Here is a 19549-nt window from a genome sequence, read left to right as displayed (position 1 = left end):
TTATTTTACCCAAAAAATGGATACTCGTTAAGGATTAATTTGAATTGACATACTATAATTGACACTATACTATTACTTAGACCCTGCAATAAGGGCATCATACATACCCTGGTCCTTTATCGCATTATTAGCTCTGTCTAACATAAAACCTGTCTCCCACCAGAATGGCAGAAGACCATTTGCTTTAGCCTGTTTGGTCATATAGGTTGCCCAGTACTCCACAGACTTGTTATGCATCTCCAGATCCTTAGGAACAAAATTGCCGTTGCTGGCAGTCCGCCTCCAGGATGCATATTCGCCCAGCACTACAGGGATACCTTTATCAACAAACTTCTGTTTCATCTTTTTGAATTCAGAATCAACCACTTCCTCTTCTCCAAAGGTGGCGTTACGTTCTGGTTCAATAGTAGAATGATTCCCTTTCCCCCAATAGTAAGCCATTTTGCCCCAACTTACATCTCCATCCGTTAGTATCGTAAATGTAGCAGGCGTGTAGTTATGCACCTCGACCATCAACTTGTTAGGAATCTTATCTGTTGGTAGCGTATTCATCAGATCATAAGTTTTATTAGGATCTGTGTGAGGCCCCTGCACAATCAGCACCCTGTAACTATTTCTGCCTCCGGTAGCACGCACTGCATTAATAAATGTCTGGTGGTAACTATTGAGTATGTCCATCTGCTCGGCATTATCCGCCGCAGGTTCATTCGCGCTGGCAAACATAAGGTGCTCATCAAAATCGCGCATAGTGGTAGCAATCTGTTCCCAAAGCGCCTTTTGCTTAGCGTCAACCGAATCTTTCTTTAGCTTATTAATATTATTTTCCAGCCAGCCATTATCCCAGTGAATATTCAGCATCACATAAATATCATTATCCACACACCATCCAACTACTTCTTTCACCCGGTTAAGCCAGGCAGGGTCAATTTTCGCTTTATCCGGATCGCTTAAATGAGTCCAATTCCAGTTACAAGGAATCCGTACAGCATTGAAACCTATTTGTTTTACAAATTTCACATACGATTCGGTAATTTTATTACCCGACACCCAGTCACCTTCGCCTGGGGACTCCATGGTATTGCCAAAATTTATTCCTACATGCATTTTTGCTGCCAGTTCCACGGCCGTACTGCTCATTCCAGTCATGTTTGGCGCTATGGATGATGTGTTATAATTTGGGTATATGAAGGGGATCTGAGAAACGACCACCCTTCTTGCCTGGCCGTTGGAAGAACTTATTAATAAAACAGCAGAGCGGGATACCGCTGTAGTATTTAGCGATAATGTTGTTAAATGAATAACAGTGCTGCCGCTGTTGCCTGATGTTGTACTTAATTGCAACCACGAATAAGCAGGATTGCTGATGCTCCAATCGGTATTACCTGAAACGGATATGTCCTCTGTTCCCCCTTCAGCCGTAAAAGTTATGGTGGATGCACTAACTGTTAATTGCGGATCCGGATTATTCGCTTTTTTACATGATAATAAAGATACAATTGTAATAAGAAATATAAATATTTTAAAAGGATACTTAATCTTCATTTTTTTCTTAATTATCTAATTAGTAAGAAATCCCCACGGCGTTATGTTGCCGTGGGGATTTAGTTTATTTAATTTTTACAACTCTCAAATTATCAACAGCGCCATAAAAGCTGCCTGCCGAAAGACCATAGTTATGTATATACATGATGCACGATGTATTTCCGGATTCACCAGTTAAATCCGCAATTTTGGTTAGTGAATCCCCCATACCTTGGCCAAGCTCAGGATGTGATGCACGGAACGATGTTAAAGGAATAGTTACTGTTACCCACCCTTTTGTACTGTACGGTACCGTGGTCGTAGCGTTTATTCGCCATGGCTCCCATCGGGCCACATAGCCGTCTACTCCACTTACAATATTAACCGTAGTACCTTTCCAGGTTTTCGGGATATTTACTTCAAATTTAAATGCCCAATGGCTAACCGTGTCGGCAATATTGGCTTTTGGCACCCATTGTATTGCATTCATGGGTATGTTAGTAGTCCAGGGCCATCCGTCCTCGCTGTTCACATCGACATCCAACACAAAATAGGTGCTTCGATTGCCATGGAAATTAGAATTATCTTTAGTTTCTTTACCAGCACCCCAGCCTTGCCAATTAAAATTACTATCCCAATTTGAGATGGAGCCTGTTACTACATCATTTACATGGTACACAGTAGTAGCTGTGCCAAACTGTGTAGTAACTGATACCGGTCCCCTTTGCGTTAGCGTTGGCAAAACGAAACCAACATGACTTCCATTACTGGATGATGCAAATGAAGTAATCGTGGTGCCTGCAAACGTTAGCTTTTGAATACCTTTAAGATAATTACCATAAACATAAACCGAATCACCCGGGTTGGCATTTTCATTTGAAATACCTGCTATGACCGGGGTCGCAATTATTTTATGATTCAACGTACCGCTTTTGGTGATTATTGATATCTGATCATCGGTCGTTGCAGCCGGCATCAAAAATCCAATAGAATTCCCGCTGGTGTCTAAGTTAAAAGATTGGATTGCGGTACCCCTATACGAAAAGCGTTGAACGAAAAATAGGCCTGAGCCATAAACATAAACAGAATCGCCTGGATTGGCATATAAATTGGAAATTCCCGAAAAGGTAGGTGCTGCCGGACCTAATTTAAAAGAAAACCTTGTGGAACCTGCTTTTGTCGTATACTCTACAATATAGAGTTTAGCAGTATCAATTTTTGAAAACTGCATGGCGGGTATTTGCACCACGGCACTATTAGGCGCAAATAAAGCGCTGTTAAAAGAAGCAGGAACACCATTGAAACTTATTTGTGTAGCATTCTGCAAATTATTTCCGGTTATTACAACATATTGCCAGTTTGGCGTAGCACTGTGCAAAACGGTATCATTAGGTGAGGCGGCATAACTCTTAATACTCGAAATGACTGGAGCAGAACTGCTTTCAGTCTCTTTTTTACACGCAGGTAATACAGCCGCTATCATTAAGAAAAGCAGCAAAGAGTACAAGGTCAGATATGATTTTATTTTCATAACAATATCTTTTATTTTTTTTAATTAATAATATGGTACCGGTGGTTCTGCCAATTTAGGGGCGGTGGTTAGCTCAGATGACGGAATTGGCAACGTAAATGAAGCGATAGTTGCCGGTAGCGCAGCCGGTGGAGCAATAGTATCCCTTGTTGCTATTTTCGTTACAGGATCATAAGTAAACGAAATCCGACCGTGGGTAGCATCCTGATCATTAAGAAGCTTCACAGCATTAGCCGGATCGTAATAAGAATACCTAACCAGGTCTATCCAGTATTGTCCTTCAAAAGCAAGTTCAACTCTTCTTTCAGTACGCAGTGCTGCAGGTGTCAGCACAGTCACCTTATTMAGGCCGGCCCTTTCCCGCACCTCATTGAAATAGTGTAACGCATCCGCATCGCTCGTAGTGCTATTGTTACCCAAAATGGCTTCGGCATATACCAAATACACATCGGCCAATCTAAGCATTGCATTGTGTTCGGGGGATGACCAAGAATCCATTGTTGGCAAGTTATTATCTTTTTCGTTGCCAACCATGTGTTTTTTCATGCCCGTACCTTTTGCCGTATAACCACCATCGGCGGCAATCAATTCGGGATAAAAATCTCCGTTGAGCATGATAGTGGCTTTACGCCTTACCGTATCCCTAGAAGAATACATCCGGTATAAATCGTAGCTTGGCGCCAAGGCCATCCATCCCCCTTGTTTTTGAGGAGTAATGATGTTATCTGGCGCAAATAATTGCTGTAGGGCGTTGCCAGTTCCATAACCCACACCACCGGCCCATTGAAGGGAAAATAATGCTTCTGGGTTATCGTTGTTTTGTACCTTAAAAAGATCATAATAACTAGGAAACAATTTCAAGCCGCTATTTTTACACACATTGCCAGCATACTTTTTAGCACTGTCAAGCAAGGCCTGGTCGCGGCTACCATTTTTGCCTACACCCGCCATCGTCAAATATGCCTTGCCCAGCATTCCCTGCGCCGACCAGGTAGTTACCCGGCCTTTTTCATCTGTCTTAGGAAGGTGTTGAGCTGCGTAAGTCAGGTCATTAGCAACGAATTTATAGACATCCGAAACAATGTTGCGATTACGCAGCGGATCTTTTATCAGCTTACTGTTATCTTCAATAATTGGCACTGCACCCCAATATATCCCCAAATGATAATAAGCCATGGCACGAATAAATTTTGCCTCAGCGATGGCAGCATTTTTGTCTACTTCCGAAATAGACGGATCAGCCTTCTCTTGTATGGCTTTAATAACCGTATTACATTGTGCTACAGTATTATATAACCCAATCCAACCCCTCGTCACAAGACCATTTTGGGCGGTAATGGTACGTGTAAAAAGCTGTACCAAATCGCCATTATATGGGAAGCTAGCGGTACCACTCAATACGTCGCCAAGTGGTATCCAGCACTCATTGCTCCATGCCCACCAGTGCGAACCGCCATAAAGGCTTGCCGTAGCCAATCGCACATCGGAAGTGGTTTTATAAAAATTGGTAGAACTTATCTGCGAATTGGACGGACGGTCCAAAAAACTCTTTTTACATCCGACAAGTGCTGCTACACATAGCAGGATGATGAAAATTTTGTTAATTAATTTCATAAATATATGTTTTTAATCGGTGATCGTTTTATTATTTCAAGGCTATGTTTGCACCAAAAGTAAATACCCTTGGTTGCGGATAATAACCGTCGTCCCAACCTGCCTGAAGTGGATCCCATGAACCAATTTCAGGATCCATGCCTTTATATTTTGTAATTACAAATACGTTGGATACATTGGCATACACCCTAATTGAACCCACCGATATTTTTGATAAAAGACTTTTTGGCAAGCGGTAACCTAAAGTGATATTTTTACACCTCAGGAATGAGCCATCCTCGATCATCAAACTGTTAGGACGAAGATTACCATTGGTATTGTCGTTTCTCAACCCAGCAATAGTTGTATTAGGGTTGGTAACATATACGTTGTTAACATCGGATGGAGAGCCGTTAGGATCTACCATAGCCAAGTTTGCATAATCTAACACCGATGTAAAAAAGGCAGCGTGATTTTGCGGATTGGTTTGCTGTATAGCCGTTTGATTGAATATCTTGGCACCATAACTGCCACTGAAGAAAATATTCAGATCTAAATTTTTGTAGTTAAATGTATTATTGATACCATATTGGAATTTGGGGATCGGGGAACCCAAAAAGGTTTGATCTTTTGAGTCGATAATACCGTCGCCATTCAAATCCTTGAACATACGGTCACCGTACCAGATACCACCTCCTGCTAGAGAGATCGGATAAGGGTTGCCGCTTGGGTCAGCAGGCCGGGCATGGTTTTTAAAATCTTCTGGAGTTGAGAAAATACCATCAAATACATAGCCATAAAATTCGCCGATGGGCCGCCCCACCGTCGTTTTTTGAATAATATCGTTAATCAAATAAGATTTCTTACTTAAGTTAGCATCAGCTCCACCTGCACCTAAGTAGGTCACTTTATTGTTATTCCGCGATACGGTAAAACCAGTTTTCCAACTGAAATTTTTACCATTAATATTGGTAGAATTGATTTGGATATCAAACCCTTTGTTGGTTATCGAGCCGACATTGGCAAAAGGCGCTTGCATGGCTCCAGGCCCATAGCCCGCTATAGCACCAGAGTATCCTGGAAGCGGCACCTGTAATAAAAGACCATTTGTTAAGCGGCTGTAAGCTTCTAATGTAAAACTTAAGCGCCCCTTTAAAAGCGTTCCGTCAAGCCCGGCACTGTAATAATTAGTTTTTTCCCACGTCACCTCCGCGTTTTCCAAATTGCTTTGAAACTGAGCTATACCTGATAGACCATTGGCTATTGTTTGAAGCTGGGTCACAAATGTATTGCCCGGTATGCCCTGGTTGTTAGTAATCCCGTAACCGAGTCTCAGCTTCAATTCATCTATAGCTTTTATATCTTTTAAAAACGCCTCGTTTTTAATTTTCCAGGCAAATCCACCTGAATAGGTAGTCACCCAACGGTTGTATGACGGAAAATTTGAAGAACCATCGCCACGTATATTTCCGGTGAGCAGATATTTATCATTCCATGAAAAATTGATACGGCCGAAATAAGATTCCTGTGCAGAGCCTCCCGTAGGGTCTGATAATGAATTGTAGCCGAAGTTTGTGGCCGTGGTAGCATCGCCACCACTAATCGCCTGCACATTATCTGAAGGGAAATTCCTTCGTGCACCGCCAAGATTTTGAAAAGTACTCTCTTGCGATTCATGACCCGCTAAAGCATCAAAATGAAATTTTTTGAAATTATAGTTGTAAGTTAGAAAATTGCGTATTACTGCATAAAAATTTTGACCGGCGCTAGAGGAACCAAAGTTAGGGCTTTCATTACCCTTGCCAAAACTATAAATTGGCGAATACCTATCTTCTGTATTAAAATCGAAATTACCGGATAGCTCATTTCGCAGCGATAACCCTTTAGCCAATTGTATTTCGGCATACACATTTCCGAATACTTGATTTCGCTTTCTTAAGTGTTTGATAATTTTTGCCAATGCCACCGGGTTGGCAACAGGTGCTACCCAACCGTTGGGATCGGTAATCCCTCCCCAGGAGCCGTCAGGGTTGCTTACCGGAACATCAGGACTAAGGCTTAGTGCAGTGGCAATTACATTACCGGAGGTTGAGTTTACTTTTTCATCAACATGCGACAACTGAAGGCTCGTCCCTATTTTTAGCCAATTAGTGGTTTTATTGTCTAAATTCAGCCTTACCGAGTATCTGCTAAAATCAGATCCAATGGCTATCCCTTCCTGGTTAAAATAGGAGGTTGACAGTAAATATTGGGTTCTGTCATCCCCACCGCTTACAGTAAGTGTGTGATTCATCTGCGGGGCTTTCCGGAATAATTCTTTTTGCCAGTCGGTGCCCTTACCTAAATATTGAGGATTGACAAATAGGGGTCTTTGATCAAATTCCCAGCCCGAGCTAGCGGACCGCGCATTAATGAGAGTAGCAAATTGTTGCAAATCAACTGTAGGGAGTCGCTTAAGTATTTCCTGGTAACCGGCATAGAAATCATAAGTTATCTGCGGTGCTCCGGCTTTCCCCCTTTTTGTAGTGATCACAACAACTCCATTGGTTGCCTGCGAACCGTATATGGCGGTTGCCGAAGCATCTTTCAATACATCTATGGATTCAATTTCGGCAGGATTGATGGCATTTAATGGATTAGAACCACTACCGGGATTGTTTACCGGTGGAATAATAATACCATCTATTACGTACAGTGGCGAATTAGAGCCACTTATTGACGACACGCCACGTATTTGGATAGACACCCCACCGCCGGGCTGGCCCGATACCTGTTGAACCACAACCCCGGCAACTTTGCCCTGCAGGGCCTGGTCAAAAGTAGTTGGCTGGGTTTGGCGTAAGTCGTCTCCCTTGATTGAGCTTATTGAACCTGTAACATCTTTTCTTGCTACCTTAGCATAACCAACAACAACTACTTCATTCAGATTTGTATTGTCGACACTTAATACCACATTAATGACATTGCCACTACCAACTACGATCTCCTGTTGTGTAAAACCCATCATCTTAAAAATGAGGACATCACCAGTATTTGCCCGTATCAAAAACCCTCCGCTTTCATTAGTAGATACGGCCGTATTTTTATGTTTAACCTGTACTGTAGCCCCCGGAATTGGGGCAGAATCACCTGCCGATACGATTTTCCCTATAATTTGCCGCTCCTGGGCATACCCCGTTAAATGCAGGAGCACGATTGAAGTTACCAACCATAAAAAAATTGGTAATTTCCTGATAGAAATTGTTTGATTCATATTTGATTTATTTTGGTTTATTTGGTTGTGGTTATTGCTAACCACTGGAATATTTTTTATGGAAAGAGTATGTTTGGTCCTTTCCCTTCTGGCAGAGCATTTAGCCCCCGATAAGAAAATTGCAGAACTAGAAAAACTTAGACATATTTTGCTCGGATTTATAATTAATAAATGATTTCAACATTTGCGAAAAGGTTGGTTTTATCAAATCTCCCTGCGATTTGATCGGTTTATTATTGGTTAGGTGAAAATCAAATATAGGCCGCAACCATGCCCAGGAATGCTTCAAATGATAAAGAGAAGAGCACTTATGTTAACCTAAAATAAACGTATTAGATCTGCCGATTTTGACAATAAATCGATAAAGCACTACAATTGGAGCACATTTTTATGATTAGTACCTTCCAGGTGTGATTAGAGAGATCACTTAAGTTTTTACGCGGTCTATATGAACAGCAAAGAGAGAGAGACTTCCGGTTTGAATTCAATTCTATATTGGAGCATAAATAAGTGTCCACAGAAAACTTCTCGACCAGTTCTACCAAACCTGAATTGGAAAGGAAATTATTTAATTTGATGATCTTAGTGCGTCGGATACTGACAGCATTGAACTCATAAATAGGGTTATGAGTTATCAGGTAATGAAAATGCCGGATCGGTGACTCAGGGTTACACAATCCGGCAAGATTTTAGATAGTGTCTATTTGTTATAATAAGGCGTAAAAAGCTGAAAGCTTTCAGCCCTGTCTCGCATGACCAAGGTATCTGCAAACACATGGGTAGATGCGCCTAATTTCACCTGATAGTCGAGATAAAGCACGTCCCTTTTTTTATCTCCCCACATATCGCCGTTTTTAACATACTTACCCTTTCCGGTAACGGTATAATTTACTGCTGCCGGATTTGTTAGGGTACTATTACCATTGTTATCAAATTTAAGCACCAGCTGAAAAGGAAGATCCAGATTGCCTTTGGCCTTACCTCTCAAAGAGATTAAAACTTCATCCATCGATTTGGTAGCGACACTTGATACGATTTGATCATATTCAACATATTTTTGATGATATACTACTGTTGTGTCCGGTGATTTTTCAATCCCTCTACGCAAATAAATTGCATCCCAGGGGTTTTTATATTTAACTGCAAACAGGATGTAATCTTTCGGTGGGGTCGACCAGTCTGTCCCGATCAGGCGGTTTCGGCCAGACCCACTAGCAGCTACCCCACTTAAAATAGAATCTGCATTCGCGACTTTCGTAATTTTTAAGGGGATGACGTAGGTTGTTTTAGCAGCCAGCGGGTCTGCAAAAAAAGCATCCGTTAACTGTATCTTTATTTCTCCCATCATTGATCCCGAAGGAATCGTAACGGTCATATCTGAAGGCAGCGAATAGTAATTCGATGGCATAGGCAACACCTGATCACCGGTTGCACTTTCCAGTGTCAGATTATTACAAAGTGAATTGTCAACGATTACATCCAGGGTGCGATCCTGCTTGTTGCTGTACACCCCACCCATTGTGGCATATATAATACATTGATGTGCGTTATCGAGCGTATTATCAGATACATAACTGGTCCCCAGTACAATCGTTCTTACCGGGTATTGATTTGCAAAATAAACCGTGGTAAATTTATAATCCGGGAATTCTACGTCACCGTTTCGACATGAAGTCAATAGTGAATATCCTATAAGTAATACAAAAATAATTTTTTTCATTGATTTATAATTTAGCTATCATTAAATATTACCAACCGGCATTTTGAATCAGACCCCATTTCTGCACTTCACTATCAGGTAATGGGCCAAAAAGCATGTAATCATTGTACAGTCTGGTTTCAACGGGGCTAACCACAGAGCTGCCATCAGGATTAATGGTTACACCTTTTGCAGGTTCGGTCAGGGATTCCTTCCATCGTCTCAAATCCCAAAAACGGAATCCTTCAAAACAAAGTTCCAGGCGTCTTTCATTATGGATGAGTTTTCTCATATCCTCGGTGCTCGATATAGAGGCGAGGAAATTGTCAGGTTGCGTAATTCCTGCTCTGCTACGAATGGCCTCTATAACCTCCCTGGCGGAATAATTATGTGAGCCTTTACCATCAGGACCCCAGGCTTCATTAGCCGCTTCGGCATAAGCTAAATACAGCTCAGTATATCGGATGTATGGCACATAATGCTTTTGCGTATTTGAATTTGCCGGATCGACACTCACATCTTCACGGAGCAATTTCCGCATATAATAACCAGTACGCGTTGATGTGGGAATGGCATTCAAACCATCATCGGTGCTCCCTTTTTTCGTATAAATAATGCTGCCTTTAGATCCTTCCTTACTACCGTTTACCACTACATACAAGCCCAGTCGGGGATCGCGACCCGCATTGGGATTACCAGGATTGTAACCGCTATTCGGATCATTTATCGGGTACCCATTGGCCATGGGGAAAGCATCAACCAGATTTTGTGTTGGATTGACACGACCATTTCCATATAGGGTTGGAGGATAATTGTCCTTCTCCAGACTGTTTGCATCACTCACATTTCTCCGCCATAGCATCTCTCTGGGATTCAAGCCCGCAGAGAGTCCGTTTATTTCGCTTGCATTGCTGCCCGCATACCAGACATGACCATTTCCTGCAATACCCGATAACCCGCCATTCAAGTCGAGAACAGCGGCGGCGTCATCAGCAGCTTTTGTCCAGGTAACTGTTGTGCCTCCTTTAAATGCCGGACTGGCTGCCAGAAGGGAAGCTTTTGTGCGAATACCTTTTACGATTCGCGCGGTCATACGCTGACGGTTGTATGCACCAAATACACGATTGTAGTCGGCAATGGTAGTTTTACCCGCATATTTTGCAGGAACCTGGCTGGCTGAGGTAATGTTCTCAAAATCAAGCGGCAAGTATTGCTCCGCCAGGTCAAGATCCTTATAAATCTGTTGTATGCATTCTTCAAAAGTATTACGGGGCACCCTAAAATCAGACTTACTGTCTTGCGGGGCGGTAAGAATGGGCACACCTAATAAACTCCCCCCCACCCAGCCGGTATGGGCCTGTAACAGATTGTACATAAATAAGGCCCGCAGTCCATATGCCTCTCCTTTTGTCCGGTCATTAAACATTTCTTTGGTATACTGGCCGGTAGTAGCCCAGGTCACCTTGTCTGTTTCCGACAATATTAAATTGAGGTATTGAATAGCGGCAAATGACGAGGTCCATTGTTCCATCGGATTACTTAATGAAGACCATTTTCCCGTAGCCATTAGCCGATAGGTATTGCTGGGATCATTAGAGACCGCATCATCGGTTGCTACCTCAGTGAAAGCATAATTTCCTCCGGGTAGCCTGACATAACCATTAAGCAGCAGACCCTCTGCAAAAGCAGCGTCATTGTATATCTCGCTAAGATCACGGATATTTTCATCGGCAGGGGACAAAATTTTCTTACACCCTGAAAAAAATATAACCGATATCAATATAAAAACCAATTTCCTTTTCATATAAATTTAATTTTTGATAATCAACTTTAAAAATCAGCTTTAATCCCAAGGTTGTAGAAGCGTGTTTGTGGAGTTGAACCGATGTTCAATTCCATTACCGCTCTGTCTTTGGCAATCGTTAGCAAATTGCTGCCACTGGCATAGATGTTTAACCCTTTTACGAAAGAATTTCTAAGTACTCTTCCTGGGAAGCGATAGCTTAACTGAACTTTGGAAAGATTAATCCGGTCAGTGCTGTAAGACCAGAAATCAGAAGTACGAAAGTTATTATCACTCCCAAGGGTCGACAACCGTGGGTAGGTTGCTGTGTTTTTTGTCTCCTCTGTCCAACTGTCCCGAACAACTGCAGAATACTTCGTGGCACCTGAAACCCAATAGTAGCTGTTATTTTTAATTGCAGTTCCACCAAAAGACCCTGTTGCCAAAACAAAAAGTGTAAAATCTTTAAATTGGGCAGTAACATTCAAGCCACCTGTGAAAGGATTGCTCCACCTGCCAATCATCACCTCGTCTCTGTCATCAATTACGTCGTCCTGGTTCTGATCTTTATATTTAATGTCTCCGGGCCTGGTTACGCCAAACTTTTGTGAGGCATGGCCAGCAATATCGTTCTGGTTGGCAAACAGACCTTCACTTACTAAACCAAATATGGCATCTGTTGGTTTACCAGCCCTGTTTCTGTACAGATCTGCGTATAACTCATCCCGCTTGAGGGCTTTTGTCGTTACGTAAGTACCCGCTATGCCCAGGGTCAGTTTAAGATCTCCTAATTTTTCATGAATATTGAGGTGGATGTCTGCTCCTTTATAGCTATTCGCAGCAAAATTTGTATAGGGCACAAAAGAGGTCGCCGGAAAGGACGTTAAAAAGTAGCTCGGAAACAACGAGTAACTCTGTACAGGGATTCCGTCTTTTTTAATTAAAAACATGCTCGCGCTGAAATCCAGTTTGTTGTTGAATAAAATGCCTTCGATCCCCAGATTGACCTCTTTTCTCCTGGCATAGGACAGGTTTAAATTCTCACCACGTGAAATTGTGGTTGCCTGATTGACATAGGTTCCATCCGCCCAGGAGAAAAAAGCCGTTGAAGAATAAACAGCGTTATATAAGTAGTAATTTCTAATATCGAAGTCCAGATCAGTATGGATGATACCTGCAGATGCAGTCAACTTTAACCGGTCAACCACCTCTGAGTTTTTCAGAAAACCTTCTTCGCTTAACAGCCATCCTAAGTTCACTGTAGGGGAAAAAGCTACACGTTTATTGGTGGCTAACTTGGTCGAATTGACAACAGCTCCGCTGAAGTCGGCATAGTATTTATGATCATAGTTATAAGAAAATTGTATCCCAAGATTACTGTTTGTCCGGTATTGATAATCACCTGTCATACRGCGCTGAAGACCGGATGCAACTAAAATAGCAGATAGGTTATGCTTCTCTTTAAATGTGTTTTTATAATCCACATGAAAATTGAAATCGATCAGCTGATCACTCAATGTATTGGTTAAGTTCTGCGTTCCGGTTTTACTGTCTTTGTTAAACAAGGTCAGTTGAGTTATCGAATCGGCAATATTGCTCCAGGTTGGAACATACACGGCATAGGTGTTGTTGACGGATTGATTATAGGTATTCGAATAATCAATACTTACCTGGCCATGAAAAGATAGTCCTTTCAATACACTTTTGAGGTCAACATCTATCCCACTGGTGTATTGAAACTGCCGGCTTGTAAAAATGTTATAACCTGCAGCGTAAGCATCAGCTATTGGATTGGTCAGGTATTGCTGGGTACCGCCCAGCAGATATTTACCATCTATAATGTTGCGGCTGCCGGCTACCAGGTTTTGAGCAGCCTGAGCATTTCCTTCAATTAAGCTGATCGGGATCAACGGAGCAAAACGCTGAGGCTGAACAACAGCAGCCTGTCCCCAATAATCTCCTAATGCAGTTCTATTGTTCGCAAACACCGTAGACACATTTATATAGGTGCTAATGGCATTGTTCAACTTCAGGTCTATATTGCCACGTATGTTAAAACGTGAATTTTGCTCATTCTTGCCTTCTCCAAAATTGAGTAATGAATTTTGACTTTGGAAACCAGCGAGCGCATAAAAACGTGCCCGATCATTACCCCCAGAAAACTCCCCGTTACCGGAATAGGTATTGTACACTTTTCGCAGATAATCTGAGGAGTAATAATCCACATCAGGATAGCGGTACAGATTAGCACCTGAAGCAGCATAATTTTTTATTGTAGCATCGTCATACATGGGTGCCAGACCATCATTTTTAGACGCCTGATTGTAATAAGTCATGTATTCAGCCGACCCTAAATATTCAGGATAGGATTTCGGCACGTTGATGCCGCCATTCACACGTATGCTAGATTGACGATGTCTTGCCTTACCGCGCTTACTGGTTATTAATATTACGCCATTAGCTGCACGACTCCCATATAGGACCACGGCGTTAGCTCCCTTTAGAAAAGAGATTTGCTCAATTTCGTTGGTCGTGATATCGTTCAGGGAACGAGGCACCCCGTCTATTAATACCAGGGCCGCTCCTAAATTCCAAAGATTACTGCCACCTATAAATGCCTCTGTACCCTCCAATGGATAAGTCCCATAATGCTTTTCCAGGTAAGAGGATGGGTTCAATACGGAAATCGCGCCGGCTAAATCTTTAAAACTTACGGTTCCGTAAGCTACATGAACTAAAGAATCGATGACGGAGGTGTCTGGTACTCTCTCTATAGTTTGACCTACAGCTCCGAATATAACCCCAAAGCACATCCCACATGAAACCAATACTATTTTTATGTATTTCATTATTTTTCCTTTTTAAGCTTTAAAAACTATGCTTTTAATAACCCGGATTCTGACCGAATGAGGGGTAAAGCGTTACATCGTTTATTTTCAGTGGTAACCAATAATTTTTATCTTCAAACTTGCGTGTTAGCAGTATCGTCTCCTTTATATTAATTGGCTTCCCGTTGGGACCGCGATCAAAATCAATAGAAGTCTTTTCTCTGTATTTAAGTTCTCCGGCAAGGAGCCAGCGGCGCAAATCATTGTAACGGATTTCCTCTTCAAAACCAAGCTCCATTGCACGTTCCCGAATGATTTCACTCATGAATTTCGAGTTGTCTGAAACATATTTCTGGGCAACATCTCCCGCATTGCTGCGCCTTCTTATTTTATTGAAGGCTTCCTCGGCAGTGATGTAATTTGGCCCATTGCTCTTGCCAGAGCCATACCCCTGCAAAACTGCTTCTGCATACATAAGGTACACATCGGCCAGGCGCATGTATGACAAGTGCATATAATTGTTAGGGAAATTATCTACACTATTTGCGGTCATAGGGGTCAATTTACGCAGTAAATAACCCGTCCGGCTGGTTGAGGAACTGTTGCGGCTGTGTCCGGTGTTCGATAGGTTGGCGTACCGGTATTTTTCTTTATCTGCCGGAGCAGATCCCTTAATAATCTGATCGCCATCGATTACGATATCATTGTAGAAACGCGGATCCCTGTTGGTCCATGGATCTGCAGGATTGAAACCAGATTCAGGATCATCGATCGGAAGCCCGTTGGCCATCCCATAATTTTCCACAAAACGGGCATTGGGCGATGAATATCCTCCGCCAATATTCCCCTCAACAAACACAGAACTCGGACCCCAGGGACATCCGGCAAACCAGGCACTATAAACCGGGTTTTGGAAGATCGCTTCAGGAAATCCGGGGATAAAACTCCCACCGTTGGAATAGAAAAGTGTACTGTATTTAGAAAAATCGACCAGCTTAACCCAGGTCTCCTGATTGTCGACCATTTTTAGCAGCTCTGCAAATGCCTCAGCTGCCTTCTTGCAATAGTCAGCATTGAACGATGCCGCACCTGTCGATGCTTTGTTCATCAATGGGCTGCCTGCATATAAGTAATTTTTGCCTAAATAACCCAATGCAGTTATTTTAGTAACCCGCAGCTGATTTTTCCCTAAGGTAATCTTACCCGCATCTGTTTTATCCCAGTTCACTGGCAATAATTCAGCTGCTTCCTTAAAATCCTTTGCAGCAAGCTCAGCCGTTTCCTGATAATTCAAGCGGGGCAATTCCAATTTTGAGCTGGCAGACAACACTTCATTAACATAGGGAAGCCCACCCCAGTAAGTCATCAGTTCAAAATGGAACCAACCACGAAAAAACAACAACTGTCCTTTGATCAGGTCCTTCTCTTCCTGTGTCCCGTTGAGCTTATCGAGATTGGCCAGTCCTAAATTGGCCTTATGTATACCGTACCAGGCGTTTGGCCATAAGCCTTTTCCAAATCCACTGCCCTGATCGGAGTTGTAACTACCTGCATCCAGCCAGGAAATCCATTCGGCAGTTGTCCAGGACCAGGAATCTCCATTATCAAACTGTTCATTTAACCAGGTTACGCCAGTCTTATGTACGATTTCGTCCCCCAGAATCCAGTTGGCAGCCCAGGTCTTACTGGTAAACTCCGGCACACAGCTGTAAAGCTCCTCAGTGAAGCCCTGAAAATTATTAAAATTAATAAAAGCATCTGTTGGCGAAATATCAGCATCAGGTGCTTTATCCAGATATTTTTTACAAGAAACTAGTCCTACTATCGCAAGAAAGACAAAAAACTTAAAAAATAGATTTGTGTACTTTTTCATATTTACAGTAGTTAAAAAGTTATGTTACAACCAAAATTTATACGTCTAACAGTGGGGTAAGCCGTAGATGCCCCATTGTCAACTTCGCGATCATCAGGCATTTTAGTCCATAACCATAGGTTATTGCCATTCACATAAACCCGCAAGGCACTGAGGCCGATCCTTTTTAGCTGGGAAGATTTGAAGGTGTAAGCGACTTCCGCAGTTTTCAGTCTGACATAGGATCCATCATACAAATAGGTAGTTCCATAATATGGCATTTGAGAAGCATACCTGGGCATGGTCACATCGGCATTTAAATTCTCCGGACTCCAGTAGGAACCTTGTTTATACACATTGTCGTAATGATCCTGTCCGGAGAAACTTACCAATTGCAGGGAACGATTCGCATTGCTCACGCCATAGAACTGAACGAAAGTGCTAAACCCCTTCCATTCAAACCCTAAGGTTGCATTATAACTGTTCTGAGGCCGCTGAGGATATCCGTAAGGGACAATATCCTCATTATCAATGATGCCGTCCCCATTATAGTCAACCATCTTAAGGTCGCCCACCAGTTTCTGGTTGTTGTTGGTATTGAGCTGGACAGTACCATAAATCTGGTCCCATGTATTGGCATATCCATTACTTAAATAGGAATAGGTCTGGCCAATTTGTTTATCTGCTCTTTTTAAATAATCATCCTTCAATTGTGGATCATCCGCTTCAATAATCTTGTCTTTAGCATGCGTCATACTAAAATTACCCCACAAACGTATCCCATTGTTCAATACTTTATTAGCGCGTACCTCGATCTCATAACCTTTATTTCGTACAATGCCCAAATTAGCCGTAGGTGGTCGGACGCCAAAATAAGAAGGTACAGAACGGCTTGTACCATCCAATAGAATACCGGTACGATAGTCGCTAAAGACATCCACACTCCCGGATAAAAAATCATCAAATAAGGAATATTCGATCCCATAATTGGTCTTTGTTACCTTCTCCCAATGAATATCCGGATTACCAACGCTCGTTTGTGCTTCGCGCCACCAGGTATAGGGGCTGTATTGATCACTCGATGACCCCAAAGGTGTATTACCTCCATAGGTCCATGTTGTGGCATAGAGCCAACGATTTGCAATGTTGTCATTACCCACCTGACCACGGGAAACACGAAGTTTTAAGGTATTAATGAAGGTCAGGTTTTTCATGAAATTTTCCTTGCTGACCATCCACCCCACTGCTGCCGAGGGAAAGAAGGCAAATCGGTAATTGGGGCCAAATTTCTCAGAACCGTTGTACGCGCCGTTGAATTCGGCAAAATACTTGAGCCCGTAATTATAGGTAACCCTGCTCACCCAGTCTTCACGAAAGTGTTCAAATTCACTGCCACCAGCATATTTGTCCCTGCTAAACAACCCCATTGCAGTGACCGCGTGGCTACCGAACGTCCTGTCATAATCCACAACTGCCTGGTAGAATACTTTACGAAATGTTGAAGCATTCTGAACTGCGTCGGTATTAACGCTCCAACGAGAGGGTATCCAATCGAATTGATTTGTCCCTAAGTATTGGCTTAGGGTGACTTCGCCTGTGACCGGGTTAATGTATTGTTGTTGAATGGTACCATTGTCATAAATACCTCCTTGGGATATAAATGAATTATCAAAAGAGAAAGTCCCTTTCGCTGACAGACCTGTTAAGACCATACCTAAATCCTGCTTTAAGGTAAAGTCCGTATTAATCCGTGTAGTGGTGGTTTTACGGACACCATTATTTGCCATGGTTGCCAGTGAGTTTACCGTAGACACCTGTTCCTGCGGATAGTATCCCCAGCCCCCGTTGGTATACTTAGGATAATAAATATTTGGCGCATTGCTGTATATACTTTGCCAAATCCGGTATTCCCAGCTGTCTTGTCCCCAGGCGTCTTGTTTCACCCCATAGGAGCCTGCGAGATTCGTGGTCAGGACAGTAGTCTTAGTTAAATTAAAATCCAGGTTACTACGGACATTGATGCGGTTAAATCCATATCCGGGTTCATATGATTTTCCATTGTCTAGTTTTTTAATGATATCGCCTTCTTTCAAAAAATCTATCGCTGTAAAATATTTCACGAAAGCCGTACCGCCGGACACATTTGCACTTCCATTGTAAGACATCACAGAATTCTTGATCAGTTCCTCTCCCCAATCCACATTCGGGTAGCGCTCTGCTTCTGCCTGGTTGCTGGGGTTACGATATTTCGCTAACTCAGCAGAGGGTACATACTTACTCCATGAAGACGCGGAAAGACCTAATTCATGCTCAATGGCCAGGTTCCGGATCTTTATGGCATCATATGAATCATATTTGCTGGCCAGCAAAGAAGGTATTTTCATTGTGGCATTGCCAGTAAAACGGATATCTGCCCTGCCTTCTTTTCCGCGTTTGGTAGTAATCAGGATTACCCCATTTGCGCCCTTTACCCCAAATACCGCTGTCGCAGATGCATCTTTCAAAACTGAAATACTTTCCACAGAACCCACATCGACGCTGTTCATAGACCGCTCAATTCCATCCACTAAAACCAGTGGGTCACTGTTATTCCAAGTACTCTGACCGCGGATGAAAATCTTTGGATCTTCAGCACCTGGCGTTCCTTGCGTTGCCACTGTAATGACACCAGGCAAGTTCCCAGTCAATGCTGCGCCAAGGCTCGAAACCCCACCTGCCCGCTCCAATACTTCTCCTTTTACCTGTGTAATTGCCCCAACTACACTCTCTTTTTTCTGTTTTCCATAGCCCACAACGATAACCTCATTTAATGCCTTGTTATCGTCTCTTAATAAAATCGTCACATTATTCTTACCTGTAACGTTGACCTCTTGAGTCTCCATACCAACATAAGCCACCATAAGGGTTGTCATTCCGTCGCCCAGCTCGATCGTAAAATGCCCATCCGAATTTGTTAATGCTCTTGTATTTGTACCTTTGACCGTAATTGTTACACCAATAAGCGGTGTTTTTTGTAAGTCGACAACAGTGCCTTTGATTATTCGTCTTTGTTGTGCGTTGACGGCATTGGTCAGCAGAAAAAAAACAAATATTGAAAAGCAAACTTTTTGTAATAGTGCTTGTCTGAAAAATTTGATAAGACAGCCATGATTACACACTTTTGTGTATTTTTCCATTATTTAAAATCATTTAAGAGGATTTAATTTTGATAATTACGTCTTCCATACGCCATATGGAGTCTTAGTAGTAGATTTTTTTTTCCATCATACATTTGGTTTGTTTATTGGTTACTTTAAAAAATTAAAGCGGTTGGTCTGGGTATAGCATGTCCACTCCAGTCAACTGCGTTGGTGGTTTCATCTGGATTGGCTTGGTTAGTCAATGTACTTTTACTCATTGACATCGCCGCTCCTCAACAAGATTCAATAGACCTAAACCGCTGCTGTATTTCCTGCAACACACCTACCACGAAAATCTCATGATAAGCGA

The 19549-nt window shown here is 42.4% G+C and carries 9 protein-coding genes; all 9 read right to left on the bottom strand.

The window, feature by feature from the left end:
* Positions 1 to 72: 72 nt before the first annotated feature.
* Positions 73 to 1542: a cellulase family glycosylhydrolase gene (locus AC1DDX_RS00680; protein WP_288882474.1), complete on the bottom strand. Its 1470-nt coding sequence runs from the start codon at positions 1540 to 1542 to the stop codon at positions 73 to 75.
* 64 nt (positions 1543 to 1606) lie between these two features.
* Complete coding sequence (locus tag AC1DDX_RS00675) at positions 1607 to 3052, bottom strand: glycan-binding surface protein (protein WP_337717656.1); 1446 nt, start codon at positions 3050 to 3052, stop codon at positions 1607 to 1609.
* A gap of 24 nt (positions 3053 to 3076) precedes the next feature.
* On the bottom strand, positions 3077 to 4666 hold the full coding sequence (locus AC1DDX_RS00670) for a RagB/SusD family nutrient uptake outer membrane protein (protein WP_477612219.1): 1590 nt from the start codon (positions 4664 to 4666) through the stop codon (positions 3077 to 3079).
* Positions 4667 to 4697: 31 nt separating this feature from the next.
* Positions 4698 to 7898: a SusC/RagA family TonB-linked outer membrane protein gene (locus AC1DDX_RS00665; protein WP_337717652.1), complete on the bottom strand. Its 3201-nt coding sequence runs from the start codon at positions 7896 to 7898 to the stop codon at positions 4698 to 4700.
* A gap of 700 nt (positions 7899 to 8598) precedes the next feature.
* Entirely contained in the window at positions 8599 to 9618 is a 1020-nt protein-coding gene (locus AC1DDX_RS00660) for a DUF5627 domain-containing protein (protein WP_337717651.1), read from the bottom strand.
* A gap of 28 nt (positions 9619 to 9646) precedes the next feature.
* A complete protein-coding gene (locus tag AC1DDX_RS00655; protein ID WP_337717649.1) occupies positions 9647 to 11401 on the bottom strand; it encodes a RagB/SusD family nutrient uptake outer membrane protein in 1755 nt (584 codons plus the stop codon).
* Between the two features lie 26 nt (positions 11402 to 11427).
* Entirely contained in the window at positions 11428 to 14229 is a 2802-nt protein-coding gene (locus AC1DDX_RS00650) for a SusC/RagA family TonB-linked outer membrane protein (protein WP_477621706.1), read from the bottom strand.
* Positions 14230 to 14263: 34 nt separating this feature from the next.
* Positions 14264 to 16081: a RagB/SusD family nutrient uptake outer membrane protein gene (locus tag AC1DDX_RS00645; protein ID WP_288882464.1), complete on the bottom strand. Its 1818-nt coding sequence runs from the start codon at positions 16079 to 16081 to the stop codon at positions 14264 to 14266.
* Positions 16082 to 16092: 11 nt separating this feature from the next.
* On the bottom strand, positions 16093 to 19236 hold the full coding sequence (locus AC1DDX_RS00640; RefSeq protein ID WP_337717644.1) for a SusC/RagA family TonB-linked outer membrane protein: 3144 nt from the start codon (positions 19234 to 19236) through the stop codon (positions 16093 to 16095).
* Positions 19237 to 19549 lie beyond the last annotated feature (313 nt).

Source organism: Pedobacter sp. 10L46_2, assembly GCF_056395165.1.
Note: the sequence above shows the minus strand (reverse complement) of the source record. Positions and strands in the feature narration are given on the sequence as shown.

What these genes read in the sequence shown, in the direction of transcription:
- AC1DDX_RS00680 (WP_288882474.1), bottom strand. Translation starts at nt 1,542, where the DNA reads ATGAAGATTAAGTATCCTTTTAAAATATTTATATTTCTTATTACAATT.
- AC1DDX_RS00675 (WP_337717656.1), bottom strand. Translation starts at nt 3,052, where the DNA reads ATGAAAATAAAATCATATCTGACCTTGTACTCTTTGCTGCTTTTCTTA.
- AC1DDX_RS00665 (WP_337717652.1), bottom strand. Translation starts at nt 7,898, where the DNA reads ATGAATCAAACAATTTCTATCAGGAAATTACCAATTTTTTTATGGTTG.
- AC1DDX_RS00660 (WP_337717651.1), bottom strand. Translation starts at nt 9,618, where the DNA reads ATGAAAAAAATTATTTTTGTATTACTTATAGGATATTCACTATTGACT.
- AC1DDX_RS00655 (WP_337717649.1), bottom strand. Translation starts at nt 11,401, where the DNA reads ATGAAAAGGAAATTGGTTTTTATATTGATATCGGTTATATTTTTTTCA.
- AC1DDX_RS00645 (WP_288882464.1), bottom strand. Translation starts at nt 16,081, where the DNA reads ATGAAAAAGTACACAAATCTATTTTTTAAGTTTTTTGTCTTTCTTGCG.
- AC1DDX_RS00640 (WP_337717644.1), bottom strand. Translation starts at nt 19,236, where the DNA reads ATGGAAAAATACACAAAAGTGTGTAATCATGGCTGTCTTATCAAATTT.